Source organism: Nocardia sp. NPDC006044, assembly GCF_042871115.1.
Classification (GTDB): Bacteria; Actinomycetota; Actinomycetes; order Mycobacteriales; family Mycobacteriaceae; genus Nocardia.
Genome location: NZ_JBIAID010000002.1, coordinates 170,242 through 185,587, shown reverse-complemented (window position 1 = coordinate 185,587; position 15,346 = coordinate 170,242). Strand labels below are relative to the sequence as shown.

The 15,346-nt window shown below is 67.5% G+C and carries 16 protein-coding genes; 8 read left to right on the top strand and 8 right to left on the bottom strand.

All coding sequences use genetic code 11. From position 1 onward, the window contains the following. Position 1: 1 nt before the first annotated feature. Positions 2-706 (bottom strand): helix-turn-helix domain-containing protein, encoded by a 705-nt coding sequence (locus ACFYO1_RS18410; protein WP_387232225.1) that lies wholly within the window; start codon positions 704-706, stop codon positions 2-4. A 235-nt stretch (positions 707-941) separates the two neighbouring features. Here ACFYO1_RS18410 and ACFYO1_RS18405 point away from each other — a divergent pair, with 235 nt between their 5' ends. Both ACFYO1_RS18405 and ACFYO1_RS18400 read left to right on the top strand, forming a co-directional pair. Then, positions 942-2,126: a cytochrome P450 gene (locus tag ACFYO1_RS18405; RefSeq protein ID WP_387232223.1), complete on the top strand. Its 1,185-nt coding sequence runs from the start codon at positions 942-944 to the stop codon at positions 2,124-2,126. Positions 2,127-2,135: 9 nt separating this feature from the next. Beyond that, on the top strand, positions 2,136-2,339 hold the full coding sequence (locus tag ACFYO1_RS18400) for a ferredoxin (protein WP_387232222.1): 204 nt from the start codon (positions 2,136-2,138) through the stop codon (positions 2,337-2,339). 21 nt (positions 2,340-2,360) lie between these two features. Here the strand turns inward: ACFYO1_RS18400 and ACFYO1_RS18395 are convergent, their stop codons facing one another. Continuing rightward, positions 2,361-2,633: a hypothetical protein gene (locus ACFYO1_RS18395; protein ID WP_364722387.1), complete on the bottom strand. Its 273-nt coding sequence runs from the start codon at positions 2,631-2,633 to the stop codon at positions 2,361-2,363. 316 nt (positions 2,634-2,949) lie between these two features. On the opposite strand from ACFYO1_RS18395, the gene ACFYO1_RS18390 reads away from it, so the two are divergent. The 3 genes from ACFYO1_RS18390 to ACFYO1_RS18380 all read left to right on the top strand — a co-directional run bounded on the left by ACFYO1_RS18390 (position 2,950) and on the right by ACFYO1_RS18380 (position 6,003). After that, positions 2,950-4,335, top strand: coding sequence for a PhoH family protein (locus tag ACFYO1_RS18390; protein ID WP_364722383.1), 1,386 nt, complete (start codon positions 2,950-2,952; stop codon positions 4,333-4,335). A 169-nt stretch (positions 4,336-4,504) separates the two neighbouring features. Next, complete coding sequence (locus tag ACFYO1_RS18385) at positions 4,505-5,050, top strand: LGFP repeat-containing protein (protein WP_387232220.1); 546 nt, start codon at positions 4,505-4,507, stop codon at positions 5,048-5,050. A 98-nt stretch (positions 5,051-5,148) separates the two neighbouring features. After that, entirely contained in the window at positions 5,149-6,003 is an 855-nt protein-coding gene (locus ACFYO1_RS18380; protein WP_387232218.1) for an acyl-ACP desaturase, read from the top strand. A 349-nt stretch (positions 6,004-6,352) separates the two neighbouring features. On the opposite strand, the gene ACFYO1_RS18375 is transcribed toward ACFYO1_RS18380, so the two are convergent. Further along, positions 6,353-7,759 carry a class II fumarate hydratase gene (locus ACFYO1_RS18375; protein WP_387232216.1) on the bottom strand — a complete coding sequence of 469 codons (1,407 nt, stop codon included), beginning with the start codon at positions 7,757-7,759 and terminating at the stop codon, positions 6,353-6,355. 359 nt (positions 7,760-8,118) lie between these two features. Next, a complete protein-coding gene (glpX, locus tag ACFYO1_RS18370) occupies positions 8,119-9,162 on the bottom strand; it encodes a class II fructose-bisphosphatase (protein ID WP_387232214.1) in 1,044 nt (347 codons plus the stop codon). Between the two features lie 191 nt (positions 9,163-9,353). Here glpX and ACFYO1_RS18365 point away from each other — a divergent pair, with 191 nt between their 5' ends. Both ACFYO1_RS18365 and ACFYO1_RS18360 read left to right on the top strand, forming a co-directional pair. After that, complete coding sequence (locus ACFYO1_RS18365) at positions 9,354-9,920, top strand: DUF4245 domain-containing protein (RefSeq protein WP_387232212.1); 567 nt, start codon at positions 9,354-9,356, stop codon at positions 9,918-9,920. A 101-nt stretch (positions 9,921-10,021) separates the two neighbouring features. After that, positions 10,022-10,228 carry a hypothetical protein gene (locus ACFYO1_RS18360; protein ID WP_387232211.1) on the top strand — a complete coding sequence of 69 codons (207 nt, stop codon included), beginning with the start codon at positions 10,022-10,024 and terminating at the stop codon, positions 10,226-10,228. Here the strand turns inward: ACFYO1_RS18360 and ACFYO1_RS18355 are convergent. The 4 genes from ACFYO1_RS18355 to ACFYO1_RS18340 are packed head-to-tail and all read right to left on the bottom strand — an operon-like array spanning position 10,225 to position 12,774. Next, complete coding sequence (locus ACFYO1_RS18355; RefSeq protein ID WP_387232209.1) at positions 10,225-10,569, bottom strand: VOC family protein; 345 nt, start codon at positions 10,567-10,569, stop codon at positions 10,225-10,227. The genes ACFYO1_RS18360 and ACFYO1_RS18355 overlap by 4 nt on opposite strands. Next, positions 10,566-10,802 carry an exodeoxyribonuclease VII small subunit gene (locus ACFYO1_RS18350; RefSeq protein ID WP_387232207.1) on the bottom strand — a complete coding sequence of 79 codons (237 nt, stop codon included), beginning with the start codon at positions 10,800-10,802 and terminating at the stop codon, positions 10,566-10,568. Before ACFYO1_RS18350 ends, ACFYO1_RS18355 begins: the two co-directional genes overlap by 4 nt. Before the next feature lie 2 nt (positions 10,803-10,804). Beyond that, positions 10,805-12,139: an exodeoxyribonuclease VII large subunit gene (xseA, locus tag ACFYO1_RS18345; protein WP_387232205.1), complete on the bottom strand. Its 1,335-nt coding sequence runs from the start codon at positions 12,137-12,139 to the stop codon at positions 10,805-10,807. After that, positions 12,136-12,774 (bottom strand): lipid droplet-associated protein, encoded by a 639-nt coding sequence (locus tag ACFYO1_RS18340; RefSeq protein WP_387232203.1) that lies wholly within the window; start codon positions 12,772-12,774, stop codon positions 12,136-12,138. Before ACFYO1_RS18340 ends, xseA begins: the two co-directional genes overlap by 4 nt. A gap of 164 nt (positions 12,775-12,938) precedes the next feature. Between ACFYO1_RS18340 and ACFYO1_RS18335 the strand changes: the two genes are divergently transcribed. After that, positions 12,939-13,952 (top strand): 4-hydroxy-3-methylbut-2-enyl diphosphate reductase, encoded by a 1,014-nt coding sequence (locus ACFYO1_RS18335; protein ID WP_387232201.1) that lies wholly within the window; start codon positions 12,939-12,941, stop codon positions 13,950-13,952. Positions 13,953-15,346: the final 1,394 nt, after the last annotated feature.

Genomic DNA, 15,346 nt, shown 5'->3' with positions numbered 1-15,346 from the left:
CTCACTCCTGAGTCTGCTGCTGGTGCAGGGCTTTTCGCCAGCGTTCGGCGGACTCGATCATGTCCCGGCCGACGAATTCGAGGAACTGGCTGGTGTACTGGGCGCGGCGGCCCGCCGGTGTGCCGAGGCCGAATGTCTCGGCGCCTAGCCGGACGGTCGCGGCCAGGTCCTGGATCTGTCGTGCGCTGACCGCGGTCGCGTGCATCCACACGTCGTCGTCGACGACGTAGCGATCCCGGCGGCCGTTCCGTTCGCGCTGAATCAGTCCCTGGTCGTCGAGCATGCGCACGGCGGCGGAGATGGTAGCGGGACTGACCCGGAGCCGCCGGGCCAGTTCGGCGGCGGTGAGACTGCCGCTGTCGGTGGTGTACAGGCAGGCCAGGGCGGCAGCCGCGGTGCGAGGAAGGCCGGTCCTGGTGATCTGCGCGATGAACCGCGTCAGGAATTCCTCGACCGCTGGATCGTCTGCGGCGTCGGTGTTCTCGGTCGTCGATTCGGGCGACCGAGGTCGAAGTGCGCGGTGCGCGGTCGCCTTGTGTGCGCGCCCGGGGTGGTATCGGTTCGGACCGCCGTTGCGGCCCACCTCCCGGCTGACGGTGGAGGTCGGGCGGCCGAGCCGGCGGGCGATCTCGGCGTATCCGAGTCCGGCCGCGAGCCCGTCCGCGATCTGCTCGCGATCGAATCGGGTCAGCCTGCCACCCGGCATGCGATCGCCCCCTGGGGATAGCGCGGTTCGTCGCGAACCGCGGATCCAGTATTGCGCTCAGCCGCACATCATTGCAACAGTTCCATGGCTGAATTGCATTCACCGGCAGGACTACTGCAATTCAAATCTACGCTGTAACAGCGTCTTTCATTCGGACTGCTGCTTCGATCGTTGAGGAGAACTTGAACGCAACGTAGCGTTCGGCCAACTACGAATAACGACCGAAGTAGGAATCATGGTGAATCAACCACTCTCCGAAGCCGTCGAACTTCCCACCACTCGTGCCCCCGGTCGCCCCTTCGATCCACCGGCGGAACTGACCGCCCTGCCCGCGCTCGTCCGGATGAATTTCCCCGACGGTCACCGCGGTTGGCTCGCCACCGGGCACGCGACCGTCCGCGCGATCTTCGCCGACCCACGCTTCAGCGTGCGGTATGAGCTGGGGCACAACCCGTTCGCCGATCTCGGCCCGATGCCGCCCGCGCCGCCCGGCGACCTGCTCGGCGTCGACCCGCCGCAGCACACTCGCTACCGAAAGCTGCTGGCGGGCAAGTTCACCGTGCGGCGGATGGCCATGCTCACCGAGCGCGTCGAGCAGATCGCGGCTGAGCACCTGGACGCGATGGCGCGGACCGGCGGGCCGGTCGACCTGATCGACGCGTTCGCTTTCCCGATCCCCGCGCTGACCATCTGCGAACTGCTCGGCGTTCCGGCCACCGAGCGCGACCGGTTCCGCCGGTACGTCGAGGTGGCCAACGACAAGAACTCGACCCTGGACGAGCGAACGGCGGCGTTCGCGGCGGTCGAGGAGCACATCCACGCACTGGTGGTGGCCAAGCGCGCGGAACCGACCGACGACCTGCTCAGCGATCTCACCGACTCCGACCTCGGCGAGGACGAACTCGCGGGTGTGGGTGCCCTGCTGCTCGGGGCGGGCCTGGACACCACGGCGAACATGCTGGCGCTGGGCACCTTCGCGTTGTTGTCCCACCCCGATCAACTCGCCGAACTACGCGCTCGCCCCGAACTCGCCGACCAGACCATCGAAGAGCTCATGCGGTATTTGAGCATTGTGCCGACCACGTCGCGGACGGCATTGTCGGACGTCGAACTGGACGGGCAGGTGATCAAAGCGGGGGAAACGGTCGCGCTGTCGATCCAGGGAGCCAACCGCGACCCCGCCAAGTTCGACGAGCCAGACACCTTCGACATCCGGCGCAGCGCGGTCGGGCACGTCGGCTTCGGTCACGGCGTCCATCAGTGCCTCGGTCAGCAACTCGCCCGCGTCGAGATGCGGGTCGCGTTGCCCGCCTTGGTGAATCGCTTTCCGACGCTGCGGCTGGCCGTCCCCGTGCCGGACATCCCGCTGCGACACGACATGGACATCTATGGCGTGCACCGGCTTCCGGTCACCTGGTAGGCGGGCGTTATGCGAATCTCCGCCGACCGGGACCGCTGCATCGGCGCGGGGATGTGCGCCCTGCTCGCGTCCGGCGTCTTCGATCAGGACGCCGGCGACGGGAAGGTACGGGTACTCGATCCGGCGCTGTCGCCAGAATCGTACGGACTGCTCCAGCAGGCGGCGCAGGCGTGCCCAGCCGAGGCGATCACTGTGCTGGACGAGCACGCATAGCCGTCGGACCAGCGCGTTCGCTCAGCTGTGCTCGGTCAGATACTCCAGATAGAACGGCCGCAGCACCTCGGCGATCTCGCCGTCGCCCGCGTGGATGTAGTCGTCCAGCATCGGCAGCACGTACTTGATGTCCGCCTCGCTCTCTCCGAGGTTGCCCGCGGCGGCCTCGGCGGCCGGGATCGAGGTGAGCAGCCGCCACAGGAACTTCACGTCCCCGTGCCGCACGGCCAGCTTCACCGCTCGATCGTGCAGTTCCTTCGACGACAGCTTCTCCAGGTCCTCGTTACCGGCCATACAGGCGACTCTAACCGGCCCCGCCGACCGCCCGCGCCGACCCGGCCCTTCGGGTCGGCGAGTGAGGTTAACGACAAATTCACGGACACGCCTACCTGTGCGGGAGCGGGGAAGCGTAGTTCGACGGTAGCGTCGATGGTGCGGGCCGCGGCGGTGTGGCTCGTACGGGAGGTCCTGACCGTGACTGAGCTAATCAGTACGAGGGGGCCGGCACCCGGCCCTCGTGGCATCTGACGGCAACGTCAGGTCCCATCAGGACGGACCGGTCCAGCGAGATCGTTCGTGCGGGTGCCGCGCGGACAAAGAGGAGCCCACCGTGACTGCTTCACGCTCCGTTCCCGCTCCCTCGGCGCAATCCCGTTCCGCGAAAGGCGGAACCGCCGCGAAGGGGGCACACCCCTCGCATTCCCCGGCCGATACCTTTGTCATCGACACTTCGGTCCTTTTGTCCGATCCCTGGGCGTTCACCCGGTTCGGCGAACACGACGTCGTGCTACCGCTGGTGGTCATCAGCGAACTCGAAGGCAAGCGGCATCACCATGAATTGGGCTGGTTCGCGCGGGAAGCCCTGCGCAACCTGGACGATCTCCGCCTGCAGCACGGCAGGCTGGATCAGCAGGTGCCGATCGGCACCGAGGGTGGAACGCTGCAGGTGGAACTGAACCACACCGATCCCGCGGTCCTTCCGGTCGGATTCCGCACCGACACCAATGATTCCCGAATCCTGGCCTGTGCACTCAATCTGGCGGCCGAGGGCCGTCAGGTGGTGCTCGTGTCCAAGGACATTCCGCTACGGGTCAAGGCGAGTGCGGTGGGCTTGCAAGCCGACGAATACCACGCACAGGACGTCGTTACTTCCGGCTGGTCCGGAATGGTGGAACTCGACGTCAGCACGGCGCAGATCGACCAGCTCTACTCCGAATCCGTCCTCGATATCGACGACGCCCGGGAACTGCCCTGCCACACCGGCATCCGGTTGCTGGGCAGCAGCTCCAGCGCGCTCGGCCGGGTCACCCCGGACAAGCGGGTGCAGCTGGTGCGGGAACGCGAGGCGTTCGGCCTGCACGGCCGCTCTGCCGAGCAGCGGATCGCGCTCGATCTGCTGCTGGACGAGAGCATCGGCATCGTCTCGCTCGGCGGCCGGGCGGGCACCGGCAAGTCCGCGCTCGCGTTGACCGCGGGCCTGGAGGCGGTGCTGGAGCGGCGAACTCAGCGAAAGGTGGTTGTCTTCCGTCCGCTCTACGCGGTCGGCGGCCAGGAGCTCGGCTACCTGCCGGGCAGCGAGAGCGAGAAGATGGGCCCGTGGGCCCAGGCGGTCTTCGACACGCTCGACGGGCTGGCCAGTCGCGAGGTGATGGAGGAGGTGCTCGCCCGCGACATGCTGGAGGTGTTGCCGCTCACCCACATTCGCGGCCGGTCGCTGCACGACTCGTTCGTGATCGTGGACGAGGCGCAGTCGCTGGAACGCAATGTGCTGCTGACGGTGCTCAGCCGGCTCGGCACGGGTTCGCGGGTGGTGCTCACCCACGACGTGGCGCAACGGGACAACCTGCGCGTCGGCCGGCACGACGGCGTGGCCGCGGTGATCGAGAAGCTCAAGGGTCACCCGCTGTTCGCCCACATCACCCTGACCCGCAGTGAGCGTTCGCCGATCGCGGCGCTCGTGACCGAGATGCTGGAGGAGTACGGCCCCAACGCCTGAGTTGGCTGGTGTGTTTCCGCTCACAGTCGCCGGGTAATATCCCTGCGATAGCTGTTCGGTATGACCCGGCGTGTCCCTGGTGGATTCGCCGGGTCATTGCTGAACATCGGCCTAGGCTGCCAGCGGCGTCACCGAGTAGGCGACGCCATCGGTCGCCACTTTCGAGAGGATGGAAATGCACCACTTCGCTCGACGAACGGCTGGATACACCGCCCTGCTCGCCGCCGCCGGACTGATCGTCGCCGGTTGCAGCAAGGACGACGACAAGAACGACAACAACGCGGCGGCGTCCATCACCACCACCACGGCCGCGATGCAGCACGGCGAGGAGCACGCCTCGGGTGCCGCGGAGGAAACCAAGATCGCCACGCAGCGTGGTGACCTCACGGTCTCCGGTGCGATTTTCGACAAGTACGTGCAGTCGGGTGGTCCGGCCGGTGCGCTCGGCGCTCCGCTGGAGGCGCAGGAGTCCGGTCCCGAGGACGGTAAGTACCAGGACTTCGTCGGCGGCACGGTGTACAAGGCCAAGGACGGCCAGGCGCACATCGTCTGGGGCGAGATCCGCAAGGCGTGGGAGGACAACGGCGGCGCCATGGGCAAGCTCGGCTACCCGACCAGCGACGAGAAGGACATCGCCGGCGGCAAGGAGAGCGACTTCACCGGCGGCACCATCACCTGGGTCGACGGCAAGATCACGGTCACCCCGAAGCAGTAGTCGGTGCGGCGTCCGGGACGCCCCGACCGGTCCCGGACGCCCGTCCAGTCTCATTCCAAAAATCCCCGTATCACGGGCTCAACCGCTAGGTTGTCTAGGTGCAAACTCTCTTGACCGATCGCGAGTTGCTCGAATCCCTCGCGCTGGACGTGGAATCCATTCTGCGCCGTCACATCGACGCCGCCGACGGATGGCAGCCGCATGATTTCGTGCCGTGGGACGACGGTCGTAACTTCGCGTTCCTGCACGGCACCGACTGGGCGCCGGAGCAGTCCGAGCTCAGCGACGTCGCCAAGCTCACCCTCACCGTCAGCGTGCTGATCGCGGACAACCTGCCCTCGTATCACCGCGAGCTCGGCAAGTACCTGCGCACCGGCGCCTGGTGGCGCTGGGTCGGCCGGTGGACCGCCGAGGAGAACCGCCACGAGATCCTGATCCGCAACTTCCTCATGACGACCAGGTCGGTGGACCCGGTCGCGCTGGAACGGATGCGGATGGACAACATGACCACCGGCTTCCGCCGCCCCGGCATGCACCTGCTCGACGTGCTGGCCGCCTGCGCGTTCGAGGAGATCGCCGCCGCGATCCGGCATCGCAACACCGCCGCGCTCGGCGAGAGCCCGATGGTCACCGCGATCGCCGAACGCATCGCGATCGACGACGAGATGCAGGCCGTCGTGTTCGCCGAGCTGGTCGAGGCGGGCCTGAACGTGGCGCCGGACCAGGCGATGCGGGCCATCGCCGACCAGGTGGCCGGTTTCACCGTGCCGTCGGTGACGCTGGCCGACGGGCGCAACAGCGACGATGTGCTCGCCGAGGCGGGCATCTACGATCCGGCCAAGCAGGACGAGCTGGTGTTCAAGCCGCTGCTGCAGCGGTGGAACGTCTTCACCCGGACCGATCTCGGTGAAGCAGGCGAAAAGGCTCGCGAAGAACTCGCGTACCTGCGCTGAATTACTCCCGGTCGGCGCGTGGTTTTACCGCGCCGGCCGGGTTTCTTTCTTGTGCCGCGAAAAATGTGATGAAACACACGCGGTATTGCTCGCGATTAGCTGAGTACATCCGCAATGCGCGGACGCAAGAAAGGAAAGAATCATGATCGCAGCAATTGTTGGGGGCCTCGTAGCCCTGGTCACCCTCGGTGCGGGCGCATTCCTCGCTGCACTCGGCATCTTTTTGTGATGCGCAGCGCGAGTACGTCTGACTTCGGCTGACCTACCCGCGCACAGCTCGTTCGGGCGTCACGTCGGACCGGTATGAGGGTGTCCGACGTGACGCCCGACGCAGCGTCGAAAATCCCTGCTACTTCTTGTCTTTCACCTTCGCCATCGACAGCACATCCAAACGCCGGTCGAGTTCTTCCTCGGTGAGTTTCTCGTCGAGCAGACCGCGATCGATAACCGTCTGGCGAATTGTCTTCTTCTGCTTCAGCGCTTCCTTGGCGACCGCGGCGGCTTCTTCGTAACCGATTGCCGAATTCAGCGGCGTCACAATGGACGGCGACGATTCCGCCAACGTGCGCAGGTGATCGTCATTGGCGACCAGTCCGCGCACACACCGGTCCGCGAAGAGCCGGGAAACATTGGCCAGCAAGCGAATCGACTCGAGCAGATTGCGCGCCATCACCGGGATATAGACATTCAGCTCGAACGCGCCGTTCGCGCCGCCGAACGCGACCGCCGCGTCATTACCGATCACCTGCGCCGCCACCTGCGTGACCGCCTCGGGCAGAACGGGATTGACCTTGCCGGGCATGATCGAACTGCCGGGCTGCAGATCGGGCAACTGGAGCTCGCCCAGACCGGTCAGCGGCCCCGAGCCCATCCAGCGAATATCGTTGGCGATCTTGGTCAGACTGACCGCGACCGTCCGCACCGCGCCCGACGCCTCGACCAATCCGTCGCGCGCCGCCTGCGCCTCGAAGTGATCAGCCGCCTCGCGCAACGCGTCCAGCCCGGTCGAACGGACCAGCTCAGCGACGACCTTCCCGCCGAAACCGTCCGGCGCGTTGAGCCCGGTGCCGACCGCGGTGCCGCCGATCGGCAGCTCACCGAGCCGCGGCAACGTCGCCAGCAGCCGCTCGATGCCCGCGGTGACCTGCCGGGTGTAGCCGCCGAACTCCTGACCGAGCGTCACCGGCACCGCGTCCATCAGATGGGTCCGGCCCGACTTGACCACCGTGCGCCATTCGGTCGCCTTGTCCAGCAGGGCCAGCCGCAGGTGGTCCAGCGCGGGCACCAGATCGGTGATGACCGCCTCGGTGGCCGCCAGGTGCACGGCGGTGGGGAAGGTGTCGTTGGACGACTGCGACATGTTCACGTCGTCGTTCGGGTGCACGGTGACGCCGTTCGCCTTGGCGATCGAGGCGATCACCTCGTTGGCGTTCATGTTCGAGCTGGTGCCCGAGCCGGTCTGGAACACATCGATCGGGAACTGCGCGTCGTGCTTGCCCTCGGCGATCTCGTTCGCCGCGGCGATGATGGCATCTGCCTTGGCCGGGTCGAGTAGTCCGAGATCCCGATTCACCTTGGCGCAGGCGGCTTTCAGCAGGCCGAGCGCGCGGATCTGCGCGCGCTCCAGGCCGCGGCCGCTGATCGGGAAGTTCTCCACGGCCCGCTGGGTCTGCGCGCGCCAGAGCGCGTCCACCGGGACCCGTACCTCGCCCATGGTGTCGTGCTCGATGCGGTACTGCTGCGTCTCCTCGGTCATGATTCCGACCCTATGCCGCACCGAGCACCCTTGGGGCCGCCACGCCTGTAGTGATCCGCACACCCACCGCCCGGAATAACAACCGGGCGCAGGCGAGAAGCCGCGCACCCGTACTCCACTCGACCCGAAGGTGCCACCCGCCCATTCCGCCCTACTGACAGCACGCCTTGTGCAGTCCGGCCTACTGGCAGCGCGCCTTGCCCAGTCCGACCTACTAGACCGCACGCCATGCCCCGTCCGGCCTACTAGACCGCGCCCCTCGCCCCGTCCTACCGAAAGCGCCCTTCGGCCGAAACGGCCGGCCCGACCGAGGAGATCCTCTGGCCGGACCGGCCGAGTGCAGGGCGTTTTCGGTCGGATCAGGGTAGTGGGGGCACCGCGTGCTCGTCGCCGATGAAGTCGACCGAGGAGTACTCGCGCAGCTTGGTCAGCCGGTGGTAGGCGTCGATCATCCGGACCGTGCCGGACTTCGAGCGCATCACGATCGACTGGGTGGACGCGCCACCGCCGTAGTAGCGGACGCCGCGCAGGAGGTCGCCGTCGGTGACGCCGGTCGCGCAGAAGAAGACGTTGTCGCCGGCCACCAGGTCCTCGGTGGTGAGCACCCGATCGAGATCGTGGCCGGCGTCGATCGCCTTCTGCCGCTCCTCGTCGTCGGTCGGTGCGAGCATGCCCTGGAGTTCGCCGCCCATACAGCGCATGGCGGCGGCCGCGATGATGCCCTCGGGGGTGCCGCCGACGCCGACCAGGATGTCGGTGCCCGAATCGGGGCGAGCCGCGGCGATGGCGCCCGCGACGTCACCGTCGGAGATCAGCCGGATGCGCGCGCCCGCGTCGCGGACCTCCTGGATCAGCCCGGCGTGCCGGGGCCGGTCCAGGATGCAGACGGTCAGGTCCGACTTCGACAGGTTCTTGGCCTTGGCCACCCGGCGGATGTTCTCGGCGATCGGGACCGAGATATCGATCACGTCGGCGGCGTCCGGGCCGACCGCGATCTTGCTCATGTAGAACACCGCCGACGGATCGAACATCGCGCCGCGCTGGGCCACCGCGAGCACCGCGATCGCGCCCGGCGAACCCTTCGACATCAGCGTGGTTCCGTCCACCGGGTCCACCGCGAAGTCGACCTCGGGACCGGTGCCGTCACCGACCAGCTCGCCGTTGAACAGCATGGGCGCCTCGTCCTTCTCGCCCTCGCCGATGACCACGATGCCGCGCATGGACACCGAGTTCACCAGCTGCCGCATCGCGTCCACCGCGGCGCCGTCGCCCCCCTCCTTGTCGCCGCGGCCGACCCACCGGCCCGCGGCCATCGCACCGGCCTCGGTGACGCGGACCAGCTCCAGTGCGAGGTTGCGGTCCGGTGCCTCGCGGCGGCTCGGTGTCGGGGAAGATGCCGTCATTGCGGGGTGCCTCCTGTGCGTCGGTACAGAATTCGATGCGCCGCACGCGGGTTCTCCGTGGTTACGCAAGCTGCCTGACCGCGCGCGACGGTCCGGACGATTGTCTCACTCCGACTGAGACGGGCGTACACCCTGCACGCCCCAGCGGGGTGCGAGCTCGAGCACCCGACCCCCGAGTGGATACTGAGTGCGTGTCCCCACAAAAGCCACGCATCATGAACGACTACCGGGATCTGTTCTGGTCGCTGATCCCGCTCGTGCTGATCGCCGTGGTTTTCGCCGGCCTGGCCAGCCAATGCAGTTTCGCCGCAAAGGGTCCGACGCAGGGGCAGATTCCCCACTTCGATGTGAAGGCGGCGCTCACCTCCGACGCGCGCAGCCTCCCGTTCCCCATCCGGAACCCGGCTGTGCCCGCCGACTGGACACCCAACTCCGGCAGCCGGGAAAACATCAGCGGTAACGGCGGCGGGCCGATCAGCACTGTCGGCTATATCACTGGCCACGGCTCCTACATGCGCTTCAGCCAGAGCAACGCGACCGAGGAATCGATGTCGCGCTTCGTCCTGGGCTCCCGCTACGCCACCGGCACCGAGCAGGTCGGCGACCAGAAGTGGATCGTCTACTCCGAGCCCGGCTCGGAATCGGCCTGGATCGCCGACCTCGGCCAGTCCAGGGTGCTGATCACCGGCGCGGGGCAACGCGACTCGTTCGTCACGCTGGCCCAGGCTGTTGTCACAGCCCAACCTCTCAAGCCCTGACCGCGGTGTGCGCCAAGCCCTGATGAATGGGGTCGTGCGCGCCGGACGGAGTCGTCGAATACTGCTTGCGGGCGGGGATTTCGGACGAACGCGGACAACTGATGAAGAAGACCTTTGCGGGACTCGCGGTCATCGCCGTGCTGGTGGCGCCCGCCGCCGCTGCCGCCCCGATCGACCAGACAACCTCCACGCTCGTCGCCGACAGCGGCTCCGCCTCGGCGGGCGACTACCTGTGCCGACTGCTACGGATGTTGCGCGCGGGCTGGGTCGACAGCTCCGGCGGCGGCCCGGCCTGCACGTTTCCCTAGCGGTGGCTGACCACGTTGACGATGGTGCCGCTGGGATCGCGGACGAAGAAGCGGCGCACGCCCCACTGCTCGTCGGTCAGCGGATAGACGATGTCGGCGCCCTCGGCGGTCATCGCCGCGTGCACAGCGTCCACGTCCTCGACCTCGACGCTCATGTCCGGCTGTAGCTTCTCCGCGCCGGGGCCGACCAGCAGCACCTGGGCAGTGGGGTTGGACGGGGAGACCATGGTGACGACCCAGCCGAGATCCATCGCCTCCTCGAACCCGAGCAGCTTGTAGAACTCACGGCTGCGTTCGATATCGGTGGTGCGGATGTCCGGCGTGGCCCGGCGGATCGTCATTTGCCGTCCTCCAGGTCGGTGCGCGACAAGGCGTCCTCGACGCGTTTCCTGGCCCCGGCCAGGTGTTGCTCGCAGCGGTTGGCCAGCGCCTCCCCGCGCTCCCACAGGGCCAGCGACTCGTCCAGGTCGAGACCGCCCTGCTCGAGCATCTTCACCACGTTGACCAGTTCGTCACGGGCACGCTCGTAGCCGAACGCGGCGATCTCGGCCAATTCGGTCTCGGGCTCGGCCAAGGTCAGCTCCTCCTGGTTTCGGTGTCTTCGGTGGATCGCGGGCCGAGCGCCTGGGTGCCGAGCGCGGCCGCGGTGACCGCGCCGTCGGCGACCCGGATGCGCAGCTGGCTGCCCGCGGGCGCGTCCTCGATCGTGCGCACCACGTGCCGTTCGGGACCGGCGACGCGCTGCACGACAGCGTAGCCACGGGCCAGCGTGGCGGCGGGGCCCACCGCGGTCAGCTTCTCCCGCAGATGCCTGGTCGCGGTCGCCTCGGTGCGAATGAACTGCTCGGCGCTGCGCCGGGTAGACGCGCGCAGCCGCTCGACTTCCTCACGGCGACGGTCGATTTCGCGCAACGGATCGGCGAGCACCGGCCGCGAGCGCAACTGGGTCAGCGCGCGGGTTTCCCGGTCGACCCAGCCGCGCAACGCGGCGGCGGCGCGGGCGCGCATGTCGTGCACGCCGGCCAATTCCGCGGCGGCGTCGGGGACGACGCGTTTCGCGGCGTCGGTCGGGGTGGCGGCGCGCAGGTCGGCGACCAGATCGCTGAGCGGGTTGTCCGGCTCGTGGCCGATCGCGCTCACGACGGGGGTGGTCGCGGCGACGATGGCGCGGCACAGCGCCTCGTCGGAGAACGGCAGCAGATCCTCGACGCTGCCGCCGCCGCGGGCGAGGACGATCACCTCGACGGCCGGGTCGCGATCGAGCTGGGCGAGCGCCTCCAGCATCTGCGGCACCGCGCTCGGTCCCTGCACCGCGGTGTTGCGGATCTCGAAACGCACTGCGGGCCAGCGATTTCGGGCGACGGTCAGGACGTCGCGCTCGGCGGCGCTGGCGCGGCCGGTGATCAGGCCGACGGTCTTGGGCAGGAACGGGATCGGCCGCTTGAGCCGTGGATCGAAGAGTCCCTCCGCGGCCAGCAGCGCCTTGAGCCGCTCGATCCTGGCGAGCAGCTCGCCGATGCCGACCGGGCGAATCTCGATGACGCGCAACGACAATGTGCCGCGACCGGTGAAGAAGGACAGCTTGCCGTAGACCACGACCCGGCTGCCTTCCTGCAGCGGGACGGGGGACTTGCGGATGAGGTCGGGGTCACAGGTCACCGAGAGCGACATGTCCGCGGACGGGTCGCGCAGCACCAGGAACGCGGTGCGGGTGCCCGGGCGCAGGTTGATCTGGGTGATCTGGCCCTCGACCCAGATGCTGCCGAGGCGATCGATCCACTGCGCGACCTTGATCGCGACGGAGCGGACCGGATACGGCTGCTCGGCCGAGTTCGCCGGAGCGGCGGGTTGTTGCTCGGGTTGGCCGGGGGCGGCCCGGCCAACCGTCGACGGAGTCCGGGGTTCGGTCACTGGGCCCGCACGGTGGCGATCCGATTCGTCAGCATGGTCACGAACGGTGCCCGGTCCTGGGTCTGCTGCTCGTAATCCAGCAGCGCGGTGAGGTCTTCGACGGTCAGCATACGCAGGCGGGCACGCAGCTGCGCGAGGGTCATGTTGGCGTAGTCGTAGCGGGTGGCTACTTCCGGCTCGCTGATCGCCGGCGCGGGGTCCTCCGCGCGGACGATCTCCAGTTCCGGTGCCGGCTCAGCGGATTCCGGCTCGGCGACGAAGTCGACCGGGTGACCGTTACGCCCGGCCGGGGTCTCCTGGGTGGTCGAGGGCGGTTCGGGTTCGTCGGCGGCGTAGAGATCGAAGCGGCTGGTGCGCGCCGCGGTACCGCTGAAGGATTGCTCGCTGTCGAGGTCCTCGTCGAAGGTGGCCCACTCCGGCTGTTCCTCCGGAGCGTTGCCCAATCGATCGAAGACCGCGTCGCCCTTGAGCGCGAGACTGGTCACGAACTGCTGGACGTGCATGGTCGTCTGCAGCATCTGGCTGATGGCGGTGATCGGCAAATTCATTGCGGCCGTGGGTAGCCTGCGAGTTTCCTCAATGGCGTATACGGCGGCCCCGGCGGCTACCCGGGCCAGGAACGGTGGTCGAAACATGGTCCTAGCCTGCCCGAAATGGTGTGCTATGCAAAGGTCGGGGCTCACGGGAGTGATTCTGGCGCATCCGGCCGCGTGCGCAGAGTACGCCTCGCCGCCGCGCGCCGAGTTCGCCCGCAGCGCCCGGACGGCACGGAGTCGGTGCACGCACGTAAGCTGTCGGCATGTCCACGGCCATACCCTTGAACGTCGGAATCGCCCGCTCAGCGGGTGCCGGAACCGCCGATACCGTCGGCGGCAAGCGGGTGCTGCTCGCGGAGCCGCGTGGGTACTGCGCCGGCGTGGACCGAGCGGTGGAAACCGTGGAGAAGACGCTGGAAAAGCACGGTGCGCCGATCTACGTGCGCAAGGAGATCGTGCACAACCGCCACGTCGTGGAAACCCTGCGTGAGCAGGGCGTCATCTTCGTCGACGAGACCGACGAGGTGCCCGAGGGCTCGGTCGTGGTGTTCTCCGCGCACGGCGTCTCCCCGGCCGTGCACACCTCCGCCGCGGCGCGCAACCTGCACACCATCGACGCGACCTGCCCGCTGGTCACGAAGGTGCACCAGGAGGCCAAGCGCTTCGCTCGCGACGACTACGACATCCTGCTGATCGGCCACGAAGGCCACGAAGAGGTCGAGGGCACCGCGGGCGAGGCGCCCGACCACGTGCAGCTGGTGGACGGCCCGACCTCGGTGGACAAGGTCACCGTCCGCGACGAGTCGAAAGTGATTTGGCTCTCACAGACCACGCTCAGCGTCGACGAGACGATGGAGACGGTGCAGCGGCTGCGCGAGCGCTTCCCCAAGCTGCAAGATCCGCCGAGCGACGACATCTGCTACGCCACCCAGAACCGTCAGGTCGCGGTCAAGGCGATGGCCCCCGAATGCGATCTGGTGATCGTCGTCGGCTCGCGCAACTCCTCGAACTCGGTCCGCTTGGTCGAGGTCGCCCTCAACGCCGGCGCCAAGGCCTCCTACCTGGTCGACTACGCCCGCGAGGTGGACCCCGCCTGGCTCACCGATGTCCGCACGGTCGGCATCACCTCCGGCGCCTCGGTCCCCGAGATCCTGGTCCGCGGCGTCCTGGACATGCTCGAAGAACACGGCTTCGCCGACGTCCAGCCGGTCACCACCGCCAACGAAACCCTGGTCTTCGCCCTGCCCCGCGAACTGCGCACCACTCGCGCGCGGTAAATCGGCGCGCGGGTTTCCCGCGCCTCTCCGCTCGGCACCTGAACAGTCAGCGATTTCGTGCGCGCCGCAAGCCCGCATGTTCACGGGACTCGCTCTGGGGTCCTATTTCGGTGTGGGTTCCCGGCGGCAGTGTAGGACCTAGCGGCAGTGCGGACCTTCGGGTGGGCCGGACTGCGAGCCGGTAAAGATATGCAAGTTCGAAAGCGGCACGTACACCGCACAATCCGCGCTCTTCCCGGGATCGGCACCCGATTGAGGTAACTATCTTGGTGCGGATCTCTAGGGCAGTGCGGATCTTCGGGTAGGCCGGACTGCGCACTCCACGGATAGCGTCTGCGCGGACGCGATGGGGGCGAGTGCCTCATCGAAATCGTGCACAGCCCTCAGAGGCCGCGCGGATTGCTCAATCCACGCCCGCTCTCGGGATCCGCACTGAGAACGGGCGGTAAAGCGTGGCGGATCTCGAGCCGGAGTTCGGAACGAGTTTGGGACGCTTCGCATGAAGGCTCACCGCAGGAGGCTGAGGTGCCACGACGAGACCCACAGCCCCGCAGACCAAGCGACAGATAGGGCCGACCTCCCACACCCGTTTCACCTTCCGCATACCCCTCAACCCGGCAACAGGTATGCGAAGAACGAAGCAGCTGTGCGAACAACCCTCGACAACACCACCACAGCAGACGGACACGATGGAACCCGAGGTTGCGCGCCCTTATCGCGGATGTAGACCGGCACTGGCAGACGACGCGCCCAGCACCACTTCAGGCAAAACCCGCGCAGGTTTTCAGCTTTCGAGCACCAGGCCAGCCCTCCGAAGAATTCCGTGACGCAACCACAGCCAGATGACCACGCCGGAACCCGACGCCGCCCATCCTGACATGCGCCTAAAGCCGGGTACGGCAGGCGACGTGCCCAGCACTACTGCAGTGAAAACCAGGGTAGGTCTTCAGCTTCACTGGGCAAGTACACACGGGACGAGCGGGGAGGTCCGCACGGGGTAGGTGCACATCCCTCAGGGTGCGGCAGTGTCCCTGTTTCGGTGCGGTGGGTTCAGAGATGTCCCGGGGTGACCGGTCTGCGGGGTTTGGGGCCTGGCAGAGGGGATGCCCGGATAGTGCTGAGCACGTCAGGTGGGGTCCCCGGCCTTCTCTCCCGCGGCTTGGGTCGGTGGAGGTGAGGGTTGGCGGGGTGGGGACTGGCTGTGGTGCTGTTCTCGAGATCTTTCTTCATCGAGTCGAGTCAAAAGGTTGTTGGCCTGTTGAGTCGAGTCAAAAGGTCGCTTTGGGAGATCAACTCGCGACCTTTTGACTCGACTCGATGACTACTGCTGAACACCTGCCCGTCGCGATCGGGGCTCAGGACCGTTCCCGTCGGTCGGCCCCAAGTGCGATGCC